The sequence below is a fragment of the Nocardia sp. CDC519 genome, from assembly GCF_059509835.1.
In genome coordinates, this window is the sequence record NZ_CM183377.1 from 2,133,899 (window position 1) to 2,151,232 (window position 17,334).

Sequence of the window (17,334 nt, forward strand, 5' to 3'; positions counted from 1 at the left end):
TGCTGCGTAGCGTGCGAAGTAACGGTAGAGAGAACGTCAACAGTGCGGAGGACGCATGAAGACCCACATCGTACGTGCTCGCGGATCCGCGGAAGATTTCCCGCGGGCCGAGCATCTGGCCACCAAGATCGCCGAAGTCGCCACCGATCCGGTCGAGGTGACCGAGGCGGTGCGGGAGATGATCGTCAACCGGATCATCGACAACGCCGCGGTGGCGGCAGCCGCGCTGGTCCGCAGGCCGGTGGCGGCGGCCCGGGCGCAGGCAGGGGCCGCGGGCTATTCGCCACGGGCCGGTCGCGCGGGAGCCACGGTGTTCGGGCTGCCGGCCGATCGAGTGGTATCCCCGGAGTGGGCGGCCTGGGCCAACGGGGTCGCGGTACGCGAACTCGATTTCCACGACACCTTTCTGGCCGCCGAGTACTCCCATCCCGGCGACAACATCCCGCCGATCCTGGCCGCGGCACAGCACACCGGGCGCAGCGGCGCCGACCTGATCCGCGGGCTGGCCACCGGATACGAGATCCAGATGGATCTGGTGCGCGGTATCTGCCTGCACGAGCACAAGATCGACCACGTGGCCCACCTCGGGCCCTCGGTCGCGGCCGGACTCGGCACCCTGCTCGGCCTGGATGCGGAGACGATCTACCAGGCCATCGGCCAGGCACTGCACACCACCACCGCCACCCGGCAGTCCCGCAAGGGCGAGATCTCCAGCTGGAAGGCGTATGCGCCGGCCTTCGCCGGGAAGATGGGCGTCGAGGCGGTCGATCGGGCGATGCGCGGGGAGGGTGCGCCGTCGCCGATCTGGGAGGGCGCCGACGGCGTGATCGCCTGGCTGCTCGGCGGACCGGACGCCGAGTATCGGGTTCCGCTGCCCGGCCCTGGCGAGCCGAAACTCGCCATCCTGGACAGCTACACCAAGGAGCATTCGGCCGAGTACCAGAGTCAGGCACCGATCGACCTCGCCCGCCGGATGCGTTCGCGGATCGGCGATCTCGATCAGATCGCCTCGATCGTGCTGCACACCAGCCACCACACCCACGTCGTGATCGGCACCGGTTCGGGCGATCCGCAGAAGTTCGATCCGCACGCCAGCCGGGAAACCCTCGACCACTCGGTGCCCTATATCTTCGCGGTCGCCCTGCAGGACGGCAGCTGGCATCACGAGCTTTCCTATGCGCCGGAACGCGCGCGGCGGCCCGACACCATCGAGCTGTGGCGCAAGATCTCGACGGTCGAAGATGCCGAATGGACCAGGCGCTATCACTCGACTGATCCCGGTGAGAAGGCCTTCGGTGCGCGGGCGGTGGTCACCCTGAAGAGTGGCGAGACCATCACCGACGAGCTGGCCGTTGCCGACGCGCACCCGCTGGGAGCGCGGCCGTTCGCGCGCGAACAGTACATCGAGAAGTTCACCGCGCTGACCGACGGCGTGCTCGACGACGCCGAACAGCGCCGTTTCCTCGACGCCGCGCAGCGGACGCCCGAACTGGCCGCGGGTGAACTCGATCGGCTCACCTTCACCGTCTCCGAACAGGTGCTCGCCGGCGCACCGGCCATCCCCGAGGGCGTGTTCTGATGACCGGGCTCATCGCGGCGGCCAATAGCGCCGCCGACAAGCGGATCGCCCTGCGGGCCGGGCTGGCCGCCGATCGGATCCTGCGGCTGCCGGGTGCGTTCAACCCGCTGGTGGCCAAGCTGATCCAGGAATTGGGATTCGAAGGTGTCTACGTGTCGGGGGCGGTGGTGTCGGCCGAGTTGGGCCTGCCAGATATCGGGCTCACCACGCTGACGGAGGTCGCCGAGCGTGGACAGCAGATCGCGCGGGTCACGGAACTGCCGGTACTGATCGACGCCGACACCGGGTTCGGTGAGCCGATGAACGCCGCGCGCACCGTCACCCTGCTCGAAGACGCCGGCCTGGCCGCCTGCCATATCGAAGATCAGGTCAATCCGAAACGCTGCGGGCATCTCGACGGCAAGGCCGTGGTCGATCGCGACGAGATGGTGCGCAGGCTGCGGGCCGCGGTCACGGCCCGGCGGGACCCGAACTTCGTCATCTGCGCTCGCACCGACGCCAGGGCGATCGAGGGGCTCGACGCGGCCATCGAACGGGCCAAGGCATACGCCGACGCGGGCGCGGACCTGATTTTCACCGAGGCGCTGGCCGACGAGAGCGAGTTCGCGAAGTTCCGTGCGGCGGTGGATGTGCCGCTGCTGGCCAATATGACCGAGTTCGGTAAATCCGAGTTGATCTCGGCGGGCACGCTCGAGGCGATCGGCTTCGACGCCGTGATCTATCCGGTGTCCACGCTGCGGCTGGCCATGTTCGCCGTCGAATACGGGCTGCGTGAGATCGCTTCCACCGGAACGCAAGCCGGGTTGTTGGACGCCATGCAGCACCGGTCGCGGCTCTACGAACTGCTGGAGTATCAGCGCTACAACGACTTCGATTCCGGAATCTTCAATTTCACCGTGAGTGAGTGATCCATATGACCGAGATCAAGAAGGGCCTCGCCGGCGTGGTGGTGGATACCACCAGTATTTCGAAGGTGGTGCCCGAAACGAATTCGCTGACCTACCGCGGGTATGCCGTGCAGGATCTGGCGCGGCACTGTTGCTTCGAAGAGGTCGCGTATCTGCTGTGGTACGGCGAGCTGCCGAATGCCGGGCAGCTGGAACTGTTGTGCCAGCGTGAACGGGCGCAGCGGCGCGCCGACCGGTCGATTCTGTCGCTGGTGCAGAAGATGCCCGACAGCTGCCACCCGATGGATGTGGTGCGCACCGTCGTCAGCTATCTCGGGTCCGAGGACCCGGCCGGGGATCTGTCCGGATCGCCAGGCGACAAGGCGCTACTGGGGAAGGCACTGCGGCTGATGGCAGTGCTGCCCACCGTCATCGCCGCCGATATGCGCCGCAGGCGCGGCCTGGAACCGATTGCGCCGCATTCACATCTGGGATTCGCGGAGAACTTCCTGAACATGTGCTTCGGGAAGGTGCCCGATCGGCGGATCGTGCAAGCCTTCGAAACCTCGCTGATCCTCTACGCCGAGCACGGATTCAACGCCTCCACCTTCGCCGCGCGTGTGGTGACCTCCACCCGCTCCGATATCTACAGCGCGGTGACCGCCGCGATCGGCGCCCTGAAAGGCCCGCTGCACGGCGGCGCCAATGAAGCCGTCATGCGCGACATGCTCGCCATCGGTGAACCCGAACGCGCCCCGCACTGGTTGCGCACCAAATTGGCGAACAAAGAGAAGGTGATGGGCTTCGGCCACCGTGTCTACAAGAACGGCGATTCTCGCGTCCCCACCATGAAAGCGGCCCTCGACGACGTCACCGAAGTGACCGGCGGCCAGAAGTGGGTGCGCATGTACTCCGCACTGGAACACACCATGGCCGAGGCCACTGGCATCGAACCCAACCTCGATTTCCCCGCAGGCCCCGCCTATTACCTGATGGGCTTCGACATCGAGATGTTCACTCCCATCTTCGTCATGAGCCGCATCACCGGCTGGACCGCCCACATCATCGAACAGACCCAGTCGAACGCCTTGATCCGCCCGCTGTCGGCGTACGTCGGCGTCGAACAGCGGGAACTGGTCGTCGCCTGAGACGCGCTGCCGCCGGCGAACCGCGAACAGCTCATCGGAGCTGTTCGCGGTTTTCGCGCGTTGCGACAGACCTCGACGTGGGCCGAGTTCTGCCGTCGACGCCACGATTTCGGCGTGTCGTACGGTGCGTCGAAAATTGTTGACGCCGACGGGAACCGAATCCCCATCCGGTCCGTCCAACCTGGCGAAACGATCGAATCGACAGGTGAGGAGGGGCAGGCACATGGAGCGGAATCAGGGGTGCAGGGCGCTGTGGCGTGGGGTGGTGGCGCCGGATGCTCGGGACCGGCCGGTGTTGCGGGTCGGGCGTCGGTGTCAGGGATGTGTGATCAAGCGTGCTCGGCGTAAGGAAACGGGGGCTGCGGGGGAGACGGAGGGCTGAAGGGCGTGCGGCAGCAGGTGGCCGATGTGAGGCTGGGCCACGCCTTTCGGGGCGTGGCCCAGCTCGTTCACCCGGTCCGGCGGATCAGCGCACGGCGCGGGCGGCGGCGACCATATTGCGCAGCGACGCCTCGACCTCGGCGGTGCCGCGGGTTTTCAGGCCGCAGTCGGGATTGACCCAGAGGCGTTCGGCGGGCACGGCTTTCAGCGCGGCTCGCAGCGACGCGGTGATCTCCTCGACACTGGGTACGCGCGGGGAGTGGATGTCGTAGACGCCGGGGCCCACGCCGAGATCGAAACCGGCGGCATTCAGATCGTCGAGCACCTCCATGCGTGAACGCGCCGCCTCGATGGACGTCACGTCGGCGTCCAGACCCGCGATCGCATCGATCACCTCGCCGAATTCCGAATAGCACAGATGCGTGTGGATCTGCGTGGAGTCGGCGACGCCGGAGGTCGCCAACCGGAACGCCCGCACCGACCAGTCCAGGTAGGCAGGCTGTTCGGCGGCCCGCAGCGGCAGCAACTCCCGCAGTGCCGGCTCGTCCACCTGAATGATCCGGATGCCGGCGTGTTGCAGATCCACGGTCTCGTCCCGGATGGCCAACGCGACCTGCCTGGCCGAATCCGCCAGCGGCTGATCATCACGGACGAACGACCAGGCCAAGATGGTCACCGGCCCGGTCAGCATGCCCTTGACCGGCTTCTCGGTCAGCGATTGCGCGAAGGTGATCCAATCGACCGTCATCGGCGCGGGACGCACCACATCACCGAACAGGATCGGCGGACGGACGCAGCGGGTGCCGTAGGACTGCACCCAACCCAGCTCTGTCGCCGCGAATCCGTCGAGCTGCTCGGCGAAATACTGCACCATGTCATTGCGTTCCGGCTCGCCGTGCACCAGCACATCGAGCTCCAGCTTCTCCTGCAGGGCGATGACGTCGGCGATCTCGTCGCGCATCCGCTGCTCGTAAGCGGCGCGGTCGATCTCGCCCGAACGCACCGCGGCGCGGGCCGACCGGATCGCCGAAGTCTGCGGATACGAGCCGATGGTGGTGGTGGGCAGCAGCGGCAGCTCGAGCCGTTCGCGTTGCAGCTGCCTGCGCTGTTCGGCCGGCGCACGCCGCACCGCGTCGGGACCGAGGGCCGCCAGCCTGGCCCGCACCTGGCCGTTGCTGATCCGTGGATCGGCCGCACGGCTCGCCGAAGCCGCGCGCGCAGCGGACAATTCATCGGCGATCGTCGCGGTGCCCGCGCTCAGGCCGGTGGCCAGCACCCGCACCTCGCCGACCTTTTCCGCACCGAAGGCCAGCCACGAACGCAACGCGTCGTCGAGCCCGGTCTCGACCGCCAGCGAGTACGGCACATGCAGCAGCGAGCACGAGGTCGATACCGCCACCGACTTCGCGCAGCCGAGCAGTGTGCCGAGGGTGCTCAGTGCGGCATCGAGGTCGGTGCGCCACACATTGCGTCCGTCGACCACACCGGCCACCAGCAGCGTGTTCGCCAGTGCGGGCACCGCCGCCACCTCGCCCACTTCGGTGCCGGAGACCAGATCGACCGCGAGGCCTTCGACGTCGGTGCCCGCCAGTGCCGCGAGCGCGGGGCCCGGGGTGCCGAAGTAGGTGGCCACCAGCATCGCCGGGCGATCACCGGACGCGGTGAGCTCGGTGTAGACCCGCCGAACCACGGCCAGCTCGTCCTCGGTCAGATCGGTGACCAGCACCGGTTCATCGATCTGCACCCAGTGCGCGCCCGCCCCGGCCAGCAGGCTCAGCAGTTCGCGATACAGCGGCACCAGCTCGTCGATGCGCTCCAGTGCGGCCGCCCCGGCCGTCTTGGCCAGCTTCAAGAAGGTGACCGGTCCGATGATGACCGGCCGCGCGGGCACGCCGAGCTCGATCGCCTCGCGCAGCTGGTCGAGCACGGTCTCCGGATGCAGGGTGAACGCGGTCTGCGGTCCGAGCTCCGGAACAAGGTAGTGATAGTTCGTGTCGAACCACTTCGTCATCTCCAGTGGTTCGACCGCGTCGGTACCGCGCGCGGCGGCGAAATAGCGGTCCAGCGGGTCCTCGATACCGGCCACGCGCGGCGGTAGCGCGCCGAGCAGCACGGCGGTGTCGAGCATCTGGTCGTAATAGGAGAAGGTGCCGACCGGGATCGAATCCATTCCGGCATCGAGTAATTCGGTGTACTGGGCACGACGCAGCTCGCGAGCCACCTCGTGCAGTCGAGCAGCGTCGATGCGCCCGGCCCAATAGGACTCGGTGGCGCGCTTGAGTTCCCGGCGTGGCCCCACCCGAGGAAGCCCGAGAACCGTTGCGGTGAACGGGTTGTGCGTAAGAACAGTCACGGTGTTTCTCCAGTGCTGAGTTGCGGCGGGCGATCGCCGATTCGGGTACGCACGGCACCGATGAGCCCCGGACGACCCGGCAGACGGGTCGGGTATTGGCAACACAGGTGGCGAGCGCCCGGTCCACGAGGCGATGGCCGCCGGATACGGCGTATCCGGCACAACGGGCAGGTCTTCGGACTCGCGGGCACCGGCCGATTCGGCCGACCTACTGGCCGTCGCTTCCCAGGCGGTGTGCCCAGTGCTGATGACGGCGGTCGTTCCCACTCACCGCTGCGGGACAGTCCCGGATTTCCACCGGGTTCCCTCTCACCCGCCAGGGGCGGGCTTCGACGCCGGGGCGGACGTTCGGGGCTCCTTGTCGTCCGGCCGGCGAACCAGCTGCGGTGCCCACGATAGTCGGGGCAGCGCTCCGGTGGTGAGCCGCCCATCCCTGACTTAACCTAAACACCTGTCTTTCACAACGGCGAGGAGGAGGAGCCGTGCAGGCACCGAAACCACCGATGACCTCGGTCGTCATTCCCGCGCACATCGCCGGCGATACCGATCGCGGGCATCTCGACGAGCAGCTCGCGGCACTCGCCGAACAGGACTACGACGGCGAGTTCGAGGTCGTCGTCGCGGACAATCGCAGCGCACCCGGCCTCGAAGCTCATCTGGCCGGGCACCCGCTGCGGGAACGGCTGCACCTGCGCTGGGTCGCCGCGTCGGAGAGGGCCGGCGCGGCGTACGCCCGCAATGTCGGCGCCGAGCACGCCACCGGTGACGTGCTGCTGTTCTGCGATCACGACGACCGCGTGCAGCCGGACTGGATGCGTCGCATGCTCGCGTTCCTCGACGAAGGCTACGACCTGATCAGCTGTGCGGTCGAAGGCCGCTCGCTCAATGCCGACAACCGGCGGGGCATCGCCGAGGTGCCCGAACCGGATCGATTCCAGCCGCCCGGAGTGTTCGCCCCGGTGATCGTCGGCTGCGCGATGGCGTGCCGAGCGAACGTGTATCGCAAACTCGGCGGGATCGACGTCACCTATGCAGCCAATGAGGATCTCGCCTTCGGCTGGCATGCGCACCGGGAAGGTTTCCGTACCGGGTTCCTGCCCCAGGCCTTGGTCGCCTATCGCTATCGCCGTGGGTTCCGGCCGGGCTATCGCCAGGGACGTGCGCGCGGTATCGGCCTGGCCCGGCTGAATGCCGAATTCCCCGGTAACGGTCTGCCGGAGATCCATCTGCCGGAGGTGCTGATCCGCCTGCTCCGGCTCGCGTTCTCGCGTGGGCTGACCGGCGAAGAGCGTGGTCTGCTGATCGGCGTCGGGGTGGGCCAGCTACGTGGTGGCCTGCGGTACCGCACTCTGCACTGGTGGTGACCGGCCAGTAGGTAACTCACCAGTAGCTATGACCCGGCGTTCATCGCACGTTCCGCCGGGCGGTGCGGTGAGATATGACGGCCGGGTGAACGCAACTTCGCAACCATGCAAGGACCGGTTGTGAAGATTGCTGCGAAGGGGACTTCCCTGTCGGCCCACGGTGCGAGGGCGGGTACCTTAGGTCAATGTTCTCGAAAGTCTTGGTTGCCAACCGCGGCGAAATCGCCATCCGCGCCTTCCGTGCGGCCTATGAACTCGGCATCGGGACCGTGGCCGTCTTCCCGCATGAGGACCGCAACTCGGTGCACCGCCTGAAGGCGGACGAGGCCTATCAGATCGGCGAGGAAGGCCACCCGGTCCGGGCATACCTGTCCATCGACGCCATCATCGAGGCGGCCAAGACAGCCGGGGCCGACGCCATCTACCCCGGGTACGGCTTCCTGTCCGAGAACCCCGACCTCGCGGCCGCCTGCGCGCGGGAGGGCATCACCTTCATCGGCCCCTCCAGCGAGGTGCTCGAGCTCGCCGGTAACAAAGCGCGCGCGATCGCCGCGGCCAAGGCGGCCGGGCTTCCGGTACTGAAATCGAGCGAACCGTCGGCAAATGTCGAAGAGCTGCTCGCCGCGGCGGAATCGATGGAATTCCCGATCTTCGTCAAGGCCGTCGCCGGTGGCGGTGGTCGCGGTATGCGCCGGGTCGCCGCGCCCGCGCAATTGCGCGAATCCATCGAAGCCGCCTCCCGCGAAGCCGAATCGGCCTTCGGTGACCCGACCGTCTTCCTCGAACAGGCGGTGGTGAATCCGCGCCATATCGAGGTGCAGATCCTGGCCGACACGCAGGGCAATGTCATGCACCTGTTCGAACGCGACTGTTCGGTACAGCGGAGGCACCAGAAGGTGATCGAGCTCGCCCCCGCGCCGAACCTCGATCCCGAACTGCGCGAACGCATCTGCGCCGATGCGGTGGCCTTCGCCCGCGAGATCGGCTACAGCTGCGCTGGCACCGTGGAGTTCCTGCTCGACGAGCGTGGCAACCACGTCTTCATCGAGATGAACCCGCGCATCCAGGTCGAGCACACGGTGACCGAGGAGATCACCGATGTGGATCTGGTGCAGTCGCAGCTGCGCATCGCCGCCGGTGAATCGCTCGCCGATCTGGGTCTGAGCCAGGACACCGTCGCCATTCGCGGCGCGGCCATGCAGTGCCGGATCACCACCGAGGATCCGGCCAACGGCTTCCGCCCCGACACCGGCCGCATCACCGCCTACCGCACCCCGGGCGGCGCGGGCATCCGGCTGGACGGCGGCGCCAACCTCGGCGCCGAGATCGGCGCCTACTTCGACTCCATGCTGGTCAAGCTGACCTGTCGGGGCCGCGATTTCTCCACCGCGGTCGCGCGGTCCCGGCGTGCGCTGGCCGAGTTCCGCATCCGCGGCGTCACGACCAACATTCCGTTCCTGCTGGCCGTGCTCGACGACCCGGATTTCCGGGCGGGCAAGGTCACCACGTCGTTCATCGACGAACGGCCGCAGCTGCTCGACCTGCGCCGGTCCGCCGACCGCGGCACCAAGATCCTCGAATACCTGGCCGACGTCACCGTCAACAAGCCGCACGGTGAACGCCCGACCGCGGTGTACCCGCACGACAAGCTGCCCGCCATCGACCTGTCGGTGCCGCCGCCGGACGGCTCGCGCCAACGACTGCTGACGCTGGGCCCCGAAGGTTTCGCGCGGGCACTGCGCGAACAGGACGCGGTCGCTGTCACCGACACCACCTTCCGCGATGCGCACCAGTCCCTGCTCGCCACCCGGGTACGCACCGGCGGACTGCTCGCTGTCGCCGGCCACGTCGCCCGGCTGACCCCGGAGCTGCTGTCCATCGAAGCCTGGGGCGGCGCCACCTACGACGTCGCGCTGCGGTTCCTCTACGAGGACCCGTGGGAGCGACTGGCCGCCCTGCGCGAGGCGATTCCCAACATCTGCTTGCAGATGCTGCTGCGCGGCCGCAACACCGTCGGCTACACGCCGTACCCGGAGAAGGTGACCAGGGCCTTCGTCTCCGAGGCGACCGCCACCGGTATCGATATCTTCCGCATCTTCGACGCCCTGAACAACGTCGACCAGATGCGTCCGGCCATCGACGCGGTGCGCGAAACCGGCACGGCGATCGCCGAAGTCGCGATGAGCTACACCGGCGATCTGTCCAACCCGGACGAGAACATCTACACCCTCGACTACTACCTCAAGCTGGCCGAACAGATCGTCGACGCGGGCGCCCACGTCCTCGCGATCAAGGACATGGCAGGCCTGCTGCGTGCCCCCGCGGCCGCGACCCTGGTCTCGGCGCTGCGCAGCAATTTCGATCTGCCGGTGCACGTGCACACCCACGACACTCCCGGCGGTCAGCTGGCCACCTATCTGGCGGCCTGGCAGGCCGGCGCCGACGCCGTCGACGGCGCCAGTGCCGCGATGGCGGGCACCACCAGCCAGCCCGCGCTGTCCGCGATCGTGGCGGCGGCGGCCAACAGCTCGCACGACACCGGCCTGAGCCTGCAGAACGTCTGTGATCTGGAGCCGTACTGGGAGGCGCTGCGCAAGGTGTACGCGCCGTTCGAATCCGGTCTGCCCGCGCCGACCGGCCGCGTCTACACCCACGAGATCCCGGGTGGCCAGCTGTCGAATCTGCGTCAGCAGGCGATCGCGCTCGGCCTCGGTGATCGTTTCGAAGAGGTCGAGGCGAAATACGCTGCCGCCGACCGGCTGCTCGGCCGGCTGGTGAAGGTGACGCCGTCGTCGAAGGTCGTCGGTGATCTGGCGCTGGCGCTGGTCGGTACCGGCGTCGACATCGAGGACTTCGCCGCCGACCCCGGCCGCTACGACATCCCGGATTCGGTAATCGGGTTCCTGCGCGGCGAGCTCGGCACGCCCGCCGGCGGCTGGCCCGAACCGTTCCGCACCAAGGCGCTGGCCGGGCGCGGCACCGCCAAGCCGGAAACACCGCTCACCCCCGAGGACGAGGCCGGGCTGGCGGGTACCTCCGAGCAGCGGCGCGCCACGCTCAACCGGCTGCTGTTCCCAGGGCCCACCGCTGAATTCCTCGCCCACCGCGACAAATACGGCGACACCACCGGCCTGTCCGCCAACCAGTTCTTCTACGGCCTGCGGCGCGGCGAAGAACACCGCGTGCAGCTGGAGAAGGGCGTCACCCTGCTCATCGGCCTGGAGGCGATCTCCGAGCCCGACGAACGCGGCATGCGCACGGTGATGTGCATCCTCAACGGCCAGCTGCGGCCGGTGTCGGTGCGCGACCGCTCGGTGGCCAGCGAGATCCCGGCCGCGGAGAAGGCCGACAAGAACAACGCGGGCCACATCGCCGCGCCGTTCGCCGGTGTGGTGACCCTCGCCGTCTCCGAGGGCGACACGGTGGCGGCCGGCGACACCATCGGCACCATCGAAGCCATGAAGATGGAAGCCGCCATCACCGCGCCGCGCGCGGGCCTGGTCGGCCGCGTCGCCATCGGCAAGGTGCAGCAGGTCGAGGGTGGTGACCTGCTGGTCGAGCTGGCCGTGCGCGAATCCGAATGACCCGCATCGTCGCCGGGACCGCGGGCGGGCGCCGTCTGCGCGTCCCGCCCGCGGGCACCCGGCCCACCTCGGATCGGGTGCGCGAGGCGTTGTTCAGCGCGATCGATGCCCGGCTGGATCTGGAGGGTGCCCGGGTGCTGGACCTGTACGCCGGGTCCGGTGCGCTCGGGCTGGAAGCGCTCTCGCGCGGCGCGGCGCGGGCGATGCTGATCGAATCCGATCGCAAGGCCGCCGCTGTGGTGCGCGGCAATATCGCCGATCTCGGACTGCCCGGCGCCGAGCTGCGTGTCGGGTCCGTGGCGAGCGTGCTGGCGCAGCCGGCGCCGGTCGAGTTCGACCTGGTGTTCTCCGATCCGCCCTACGATCTCGACACCGCCACCGTGGTCGCCGATCTCACCGCGCTCGCCGGCAACGGCTGGCTCGCCCCCGATGCGCTGGTGGTGGTCGAACGGTCCAGCCGTTCACCCGAGATCGACTGGCCCGCCGGATATTCGGCGCGGAAGCCGCGCCGCTACGGCGAGACCAGGATCGAGCTCGCCGAGTTCGATGGCGCCCCCGCCGAACCCGGCCCCCGGCCTGCTAGCGTCTGACTCATGGCAGGAGCGCTGTGCCCGGGCTCGTTCGACCCGGTGACCAATGGACATATCGACGTGTTCAATCGGGTGGCGGCCCAGTTCGACGAGGTCGTCGTCACGGTGATGATCAACAAGAACAAGAAGGGCATGTTCAGCGTCGACGAGCGCATCGACATGCTGCGGGAGGCGACCGCGCATCTGCCCAACGTGCGGGTGGAATCCTGGGCCGGTCTGCTGGTGGATTTCGCCCGCGAACAGGGCATCACCGCGATCGTCAAGGGGCTGCGCGACGCAGGCGACTTCGGCTACGAACTGCAGATGGCGCAGATGAACAAGAAGCTGTCCGGTGTCGACACCTTCTTCATCGCCACCAACCCGGCGCTCAGCTACCTGTCCAGCTCACTGGTCAAGGAAGTGGCGACCTACGGCGGCGACGTCAGCGACATGCTGCCGCCCGCGGTGCACAAGCGGCTGCTGGATCGAATCGCCGAGCGCGCGAACTGACCGTACTCACGACGTCGCCCCGGACACCACCTCGGTGGGCCGGGGCGACGTCGTCTGGCAGGTGAACTCAGAAGACCAATCCGCGCAGCGCCAGGAAACGCAACCCGCCGACGGCGGCGGTGATGCCGAGGACTGCGGCGGCCTGGAAGGTGCTGTCGAGGCCGGGCGCCCAGAAATCGAGTGCGGCCAGACCTGCGGTGGAGATGCCGAGGCCGGCCAGCGCGAGCCCGCCGCCTTCCCACTGGGCGGTGAACCAGCCGACACGACCGGCGGCGTGGAAGGTGAGCTGGCGATGCAGCTCGTTGGCGATGATCGTGCTGACGACGGAACCGACCACATTGGCCACCAGCGGCCCGATGCCGAGCATGCCGAAGAACAGCAGCACATAGGCGATATTGCTGCAGCCGCCGACCAGGGCGAACCGGATCAGCTGAGGGAATGCCCGATCGCCGCGCAGATACCCGAGCACGCGACCGAGCCGCCGGCTCGACGCTTCCCGCATATCCGGGTACGGCCCGGCCAGCGGCGTGAGAACGCGCGCGGTGGGCAGTGCCGGTCGCGGTAGTTCCAGGACGGTCATGGTCATTCCGATCGAACGTGAGCCAACAGGTAAGACAACTGCGAGGGTCTTCGCATTCCTTCCCGTCGGCGTGAACGCCAGGCTTCGTGTGTCGTGTGTTCAGTGTGTACTGAACACACGAAACCTGTCAACGTCGATGTCGAGGTGTCCTGCTCGTCGGCCTGCTTCACTGCACGGTCGCAGGGTGTGCCTGTGGTCCGCTTATGAAGATCTTGTGGCTTCCGAACGAATTTAGCACGAAGCGGAGGCCCTTACTCCACTTGATTTCTGTGGTCTGCGAGACACTGGCACGACACACCGGAAAGGGACTCGGCACAGGCCGTGGCGAAGGGCACACTGGGCGGCGACGGAAGTTCGCCGTCGATCCGGAGAGCGGGGTAAGTGAGCATGTATCGCGTATTCGAAGCACTCGACGAGTTGGTCGCCATCGTCGAAGAGGCGCGCGGGATCCCTCCGACGCGCAATTGCATCGTGCCGCGCGGTGATGTGCTTGAGCTGCTCGACGACGTCAGAGACGCCCTGCCGGGCGAACTCGACGACGCCCAGGACGTCCTCGACCATCGCGACAAGATCGTCACCGATGCCCGCAACGCCGCCGAAACGGCGGTGACCGGCGCCAACGAACAGGCCGCCGAAACCATCGAGAACGCACGAGCCGAGGCCGACCGCATCCTCGCCGACGCCAAGGCGCACGCCGACCGCATGGTCGCCGAGGCCACCGCGCACGCCGACCATCTGGTGGACACCGCCGAAGCCGAGGCCGCTCGCGTGGTCGCCGACGGCAATGCCGAATACGAGGCCCTCACCGGACGGGCGCGCGCGGAGTCCGAGCGGATGATCGAGGCGGGCAAGGCCGCCTACGAGCGCTCGGTCGCCGACGGTCAGGCCGAGCGGGACCGGCTGGTCGCGCAGACCGAGGTGGTGCGGGCCGCGCACGCGGAATCGGCGCGGCTCATCGACGCCGCGCAGGCCGATTCGGACCGGATGCGCGAGGAGTGCGATCACTACGTCGACTCCAAGCTCGCCGAATTCGAGGAGACGCTCAACGGCACGCTGCGCATCGTGGGCCGCGGCCGTCAGCAGCTGCGTACCGGGATGGGCATGCCCGACTACGCCTCCGACTACCGCCGCTAGGGGCGGAAACCGTCGATCGGGGCGCGGGCCCGGCCGACCGGCTCGACTTGGGTTCGGCGCGCGCTGTCGCGTATTGTGGAGTGGTTGCCCATTCCCCCGTGATGATGAAGGTGAGTTCGTGATGCCCGCCGGTTCCGGTTCCGCCTCGCGTTCGCGTACCGGTTCGCACCCGGTGCCCGACGCGGGTTTCGTGCTGGACGTCCGCAACCTCGGCCGGGGCGCCGGGTCGATGCGTGAGCTGCATCGCACGGTCACCACCACCGATCGCCTCGGACTCGACCTGATCGCCGTCCCCGCCGGCAGCGACGTGGAGCTCGACCTGCGTTTGCAGTCGGTCTCCGAGGGTGTGCTGATCACGGGAACGGTGTCGGCGCCGCTCACCGGCGAATGCTCGCGGTGCCTCGAATCGTTCGACGACGAGATCGAGCTGTCGCTGACCGAGCTGTTCGCCTATCCCGACAGCGCCACCGAGCAGACCACCTCCGAGGACGAGGTGTACCGGATGGCCGACGATCTCATCGACCTCGAACCCGTCATCGTCGACGCCCTGGGCGTCGAGCTTCCGCTGCAACCGTTGTGCACGCCCGACTGCGCCGGACTGTGCCCGGAATGCGGCGTGCGGATGGCGATTGCGGGTTCTGATCATGGGCATGAGATACTTGACCCTCGCTGGGCCGGGCTGGCGAAGTTCGCCGCCGATTCACCCAGCACCGGCAGCCCCGATGAGGGTGCCGCCACCCCAGACCGTTCCGCCGAACAGGCAAACACTGCCGACCGGGCAGAGACACAGACAGAGGAGAAGTAGTCGTGGCCGTTCCCAAGCGCCGGATGTCCCGTTCCAACACCAGGTCGCGGCGCAGCCAGTGGAAGGCTGTCGCGCCCACCCTCGTCACCTGCCCGAACCGGGCCTGCGGTGAGAAGACCCTGCCGCACATCGCCTGCCCGTCCTGCGGCACCTACAAGGGCCGCCAGGTCACCTCTGCGGTCTGAGCACCAGATCAGCCGTGACCGCCGGTAAGGACGAACTCGGCCCCTCCGGTGACCACGCGAGCCTGCTCGCCGCACTCGGTGTGGAGATACGGCCGGAGCTGCTGACGCTCGCGCTCACCCACCGCTCGTACGCGTACGAGAACGGTGGACTCCCGACCAACGAGCGCCTGGAATTCTTGGGCGACTCGGTGCTCGGGCTGAGCATCACCGAACGGCTCTACCACGAGCACCCGGACAAATCCGAGGGCGAGCTCGCCAAGCTGCGCGCCAGCGTGGTGAATATGCACGCGCTCGCCGAGGTCGCCCGCGGTCTCGGCGAGGGCGGGCTCGGCGCGCACCTGCTGCTCGGCAAGGGTGAGGAACTCACCGGTGGCCGGGACAAGCCGAGCATCCTCGCCGACGGCATGGAGTCGCTGCTGGGTGCCGTGCATCTCGAGCACGGCATCGAGGTCGCCCGCGGTGTGGTGCTGCGGCTGTTCGCCGATCTGCTCGAGCGTGGCCCCCGCATGGGTGCCGGACTCGACTGGAAGACGAGTCTGCAGGAGCTCACCGCCGAACGCGGCCTCGGTGTGCCCAGCTACGAGATCACCTCGACCGGGCCCGACCACGACAAGGAATTCACCGCGACCACGGTGATCGGCGGGCAGGCCTACGGTCAGGGCATCGGCCGATCCAAGAAGGAAGCCGAGCAGAAGGCCGCGGGGGCCGCCTACCAGGCGCTCACCGCGGAATCCTGACGTGCCCGAACTTCCCGAAGTCGAGGTCGTGCGGCGTGGGCTGGCCGGTCATGTGGTCGGCCACGTCATCGACGCGGTGGCCGTCAGCCATCCGCGCTCGGTCCGCCGTCACCTCGAAGGCGCCGCCGATCTCGCCGTTCGGCTGTCCGGGCTGCGCGTCACCGCCGCCGAACGCCGCGGCAAGTACCTGTGGCTCACCTTCGACGACCCCGATCTCGCCCTGGTGGTGCATCTGGGGATGAGTGGTCAGATGCTCATCCGCCCGGCCGACGCGCCGGTGGAAAAGCACGCCCACATTCGCGCCACCCTCGACAACGGCTCGGAACTGCGCTTCGTCGACCAGCGCACCTTCGGCGGTTGGGCCTTGGCCGATCTGGTCGAGGTGGACGGCACCCGCGTCCCCGAACCTGTCGCCCATATCGCCCGTGACCCGCTGGACCCGCGATTCGACGCCGAGGCGGTGGTGTCCGCGATCCGGACCAAGCGCACCGAGATCAAGCGGGTCCTGCTCGACCAGACAGTGATCTCCGGCGTCGGCAACATCTACGCCGACGAGGCGCTGTGGCGAGCCAAAATCCACGGTTGCCGCCTTGCCTCCGGGCTCACCAGACCGGTGCTGCGCACCCTGCTCACCGAGGCCGCGGCCGTCATGCGGGATGCTCTCGCGGCCGGCGGTACCTCGTTCGACGCGCTGTATGTCGACGTCAACGGCGATTCCGGCTATTTCGAGCGCTCCCTGGCCGTCTACGGCCGCGCCGACCTGCCGTGCCCGCGCTGCGGGGCGGCGATCGTGCGGGAGAAGTTCATGAACCGCTCCTCGTATTCGTGTCCGCGATGCCAGCGGAAGCCTCGCCCCGGCACCCGTTAGCGAGCTACCGTTTCTGCATACGGCTCTACTGTGACACCGGCCGTGCAGGAAGGACACATGCGCAAGCTCACCTACTACGTCGCATCCACCATCGACGGGTTCATCGCCACCGAGGAAGGGTCGGTCGACTTCTTCCCGGTGGGCGGCGACCACGGCCCGGCGATCACGGCGCAGTACCCGGAAACGCTGCCGACCAAAGTGCGCGAGGCGCTCGGGATCGATAAGCGCAACGCCAACTTCGATACGGTGCTGATGGGCCGTAAGACCCACGATTTCGGGGTCCGTACCGGTACTTCCAGCCCGTACGCGCATCTGCGTCAGTTCGTGGTTTCCACGACCATGACCGAAAGCCCTGACCCGGCGGTCGAGCTGATCTCCGCCGACCCGCTGGCCACGGTGCGCGAGCTCAAACGCGACAAGGGGCTCGGCATCTGGCTGTGCGGCGGCGGCGAACTGGCCCAGGTGCTGCTGCCGGAGATCGACCAGATCTTCCTCAAGCTGTATCCGATCGTGCTCGGCCGGGGCCGTTCGCTGTTCGGCGACGGACCCAAGCTGCCCGAGCCGACCCGGTTCCGGGTCATCACCAGCCAGGTCTTCGAGGACGGCGTGGCCTTCGTGAAATACGCCAGGATCCGATAGGCCGAGGTGGG

General features: G+C 67.9%; 15 protein-coding genes and 1 riboswitch. Of the genes, 13 read left to right on the top strand and 2 right to left on the bottom strand.

Features of this window, described 5'->3' with window-relative positions; all coding sequences use genetic code 11:
* Window positions 1-55 precede the first annotated feature (55 nt).
* From AC5W7N_RS09490 to AC5W7N_RS09500, 3 genes are read left to right on the top strand one after another with little or no spacing between them, the layout of a single operon-like run.
* Window positions 56-1,579 (top strand): MmgE/PrpD family protein, encoded by a 1,524-nt coding sequence (locus tag AC5W7N_RS09490; RefSeq protein WP_194990648.1) that lies wholly within the window; start codon window positions 56-58, stop codon window positions 1,577-1,579.
* Complete coding sequence (gene prpB / locus AC5W7N_RS09495) at window positions 1,579-2,487, top strand: methylisocitrate lyase (RefSeq protein ID WP_495923544.1); 909 nt, start codon at window positions 1,579-1,581, stop codon at window positions 2,485-2,487. Before AC5W7N_RS09490 ends, prpB begins: the two co-directional genes overlap by 1 nt.
* 5 nt (window positions 2,488-2,492) lie before the next feature.
* Complete coding sequence (locus AC5W7N_RS09500; RefSeq protein WP_495923545.1) at window positions 2,493-3,614, top strand: bifunctional 2-methylcitrate synthase/citrate synthase; 1,122 nt, start codon at window positions 2,493-2,495, stop codon at window positions 3,612-3,614.
* 466 nt (window positions 3,615-4,080) lie between these two features.
* Here AC5W7N_RS09500 and metE read toward each other — a convergent pair whose 3' ends face one another.
* On the bottom strand, window positions 4,081-6,348 hold the full coding sequence (gene metE / locus AC5W7N_RS09505; protein ID WP_495923546.1) for a 5-methyltetrahydropteroyltriglutamate--homocysteine S-methyltransferase: 2,268 nt from the start codon (window positions 6,346-6,348) through the stop codon (window positions 4,081-4,083).
* A 149-nt stretch (window positions 6,349-6,497) separates the two neighbouring features.
* A riboswitch (cobalamin riboswitch) is annotated at window positions 6,498-6,681 on the bottom strand.
* A gap of 149 nt (window positions 6,682-6,830) precedes the next feature.
* Between metE and AC5W7N_RS09510 the strand changes: the two genes are divergently transcribed.
* The 4 genes from AC5W7N_RS09510 to coaD all read left to right on the top strand — a co-directional run bounded on the left by AC5W7N_RS09510 (window position 6,831) and on the right by coaD (window position 12,375).
* Window positions 6,831-7,712: a glycosyltransferase family 2 protein gene (locus AC5W7N_RS09510; protein WP_195019733.1), complete on the top strand. Its 882-nt coding sequence runs from the start codon at window positions 6,831-6,833 to the stop codon at window positions 7,710-7,712.
* Between the two features lie 185 nt (window positions 7,713-7,897).
* A complete protein-coding gene (locus AC5W7N_RS09515; RefSeq protein ID WP_195019732.1) occupies window positions 7,898-11,296 on the top strand; it encodes a pyruvate carboxylase in 3,399 nt (1,132 codons plus the stop codon).
* Window positions 11,293-11,886 carry a 16S rRNA (guanine(966)-N(2))-methyltransferase RsmD gene (gene rsmD, locus AC5W7N_RS09520; RefSeq protein WP_163811601.1) on the top strand — a complete coding sequence of 198 codons (594 nt, stop codon included), beginning with the start codon at window positions 11,293-11,295 and terminating at the stop codon, window positions 11,884-11,886. The genes AC5W7N_RS09515 and rsmD overlap by 4 nt, the downstream gene beginning before the upstream one ends.
* Window positions 11,887-11,889: 3 nt before the next feature.
* A complete protein-coding gene (gene coaD, locus AC5W7N_RS09525; RefSeq protein ID WP_163811603.1) occupies window positions 11,890-12,375 on the top strand; it encodes a pantetheine-phosphate adenylyltransferase in 486 nt (161 codons plus the stop codon).
* A 67-nt stretch (window positions 12,376-12,442) separates the two neighbouring features.
* On the opposite strand, the gene AC5W7N_RS09530 is transcribed toward coaD, so the two are convergent.
* The gene (locus AC5W7N_RS09530) at window positions 12,443-12,955 is read right to left on the bottom strand and encodes a GtrA family protein (protein WP_194992649.1); all 513 of its coding nucleotides are present in this window, start codon (window positions 12,953-12,955) and stop codon (window positions 12,443-12,445) included.
* Window positions 12,956-13,342: 387 nt separating this feature from the next.
* Between AC5W7N_RS09530 and AC5W7N_RS09535 the strand changes: the two genes are divergently transcribed.
* The 6 genes from AC5W7N_RS09535 to AC5W7N_RS09560 all read left to right on the top strand — a co-directional run bounded on the left by AC5W7N_RS09535 (window position 13,343) and on the right by AC5W7N_RS09560 (window position 17,323).
* Window positions 13,343-14,089 carry a DivIVA domain-containing protein gene (locus tag AC5W7N_RS09535; RefSeq protein WP_163811967.1) on the top strand — a complete coding sequence of 249 codons (747 nt, stop codon included), beginning with the start codon at window positions 13,343-13,345 and terminating at the stop codon, window positions 14,087-14,089.
* A gap of 121 nt (window positions 14,090-14,210) precedes the next feature.
* Window positions 14,211-14,894 (top strand): YceD family protein, encoded by a 684-nt coding sequence (locus AC5W7N_RS09540; protein WP_195007016.1) that lies wholly within the window; start codon window positions 14,211-14,213, stop codon window positions 14,892-14,894.
* A 2-nt stretch (window positions 14,895-14,896) separates the two neighbouring features.
* Window positions 14,897-15,079 (top strand): 50S ribosomal protein L32, encoded by a 183-nt coding sequence (gene rpmF / locus AC5W7N_RS09545; protein WP_138447171.1) that lies wholly within the window; start codon window positions 14,897-14,899, stop codon window positions 15,077-15,079.
* A 14-nt stretch (window positions 15,080-15,093) separates the two neighbouring features.
* Entirely contained in the window at window positions 15,094-15,816 is a 723-nt protein-coding gene (rnc, locus tag AC5W7N_RS09550; RefSeq protein WP_195019730.1) for a ribonuclease III, read from the top strand.
* A 1-nt stretch (window position 15,817) separates the two neighbouring features.
* Window positions 15,818-16,684 carry a bifunctional DNA-formamidopyrimidine glycosylase/DNA-(apurinic or apyrimidinic site) lyase gene (gene mutM, locus AC5W7N_RS09555; protein WP_195019729.1) on the top strand — a complete coding sequence of 289 codons (867 nt, stop codon included), beginning with the start codon at window positions 15,818-15,820 and terminating at the stop codon, window positions 16,682-16,684.
* 57 nt (window positions 16,685-16,741) lie between these two features.
* Entirely contained in the window at window positions 16,742-17,323 is a 582-nt protein-coding gene (locus AC5W7N_RS09560; RefSeq protein WP_163811612.1) for a dihydrofolate reductase family protein, read from the top strand.
* Window positions 17,324-17,334: the final 11 nt, after the last annotated feature.

Coding starts and splice junctions, on each gene's coding strand:
- AC5W7N_RS09490 (WP_194990648.1), top strand. CDS start 56: ATGAAGACCCACATCGTACGTGCTCGCGGATCCGCGGAAGATTTCCCG.
- prpB (WP_495923544.1), top strand. CDS start 1,579: ATGACCGGGCTCATCGCGGCGGCCAATAGCGCCGCCGACAAGCGGATC.
- AC5W7N_RS09500 (WP_495923545.1), top strand. CDS start 2,493: ATGACCGAGATCAAGAAGGGCCTCGCCGGCGTGGTGGTGGATACCACC.
- AC5W7N_RS09515 (WP_195019732.1), top strand. CDS start 7,898: ATGTTCTCGAAAGTCTTGGTTGCCAACCGCGGCGAAATCGCCATCCGC.
- rsmD (WP_163811601.1), top strand. CDS start 11,293: ATGACCCGCATCGTCGCCGGGACCGCGGGCGGGCGCCGTCTGCGCGTC.
- coaD (WP_163811603.1), top strand. CDS start 11,890: ATGGCAGGAGCGCTGTGCCCGGGCTCGTTCGACCCGGTGACCAATGGA.
- AC5W7N_RS09530 (WP_194992649.1), bottom strand. CDS start 12,955: ATGACCGTCCTGGAACTACCGCGACCGGCACTGCCCACCGCGCGCGTT.
- AC5W7N_RS09535 (WP_163811967.1), top strand. CDS start 13,343: ATGTATCGCGTATTCGAAGCACTCGACGAGTTGGTCGCCATCGTCGAA.
- AC5W7N_RS09540 (WP_195007016.1), top strand. CDS start 14,211: ATGCCCGCCGGTTCCGGTTCCGCCTCGCGTTCGCGTACCGGTTCGCAC.
- AC5W7N_RS09560 (WP_163811612.1), top strand. CDS start 16,742: ATGCGCAAGCTCACCTACTACGTCGCATCCACCATCGACGGGTTCATC.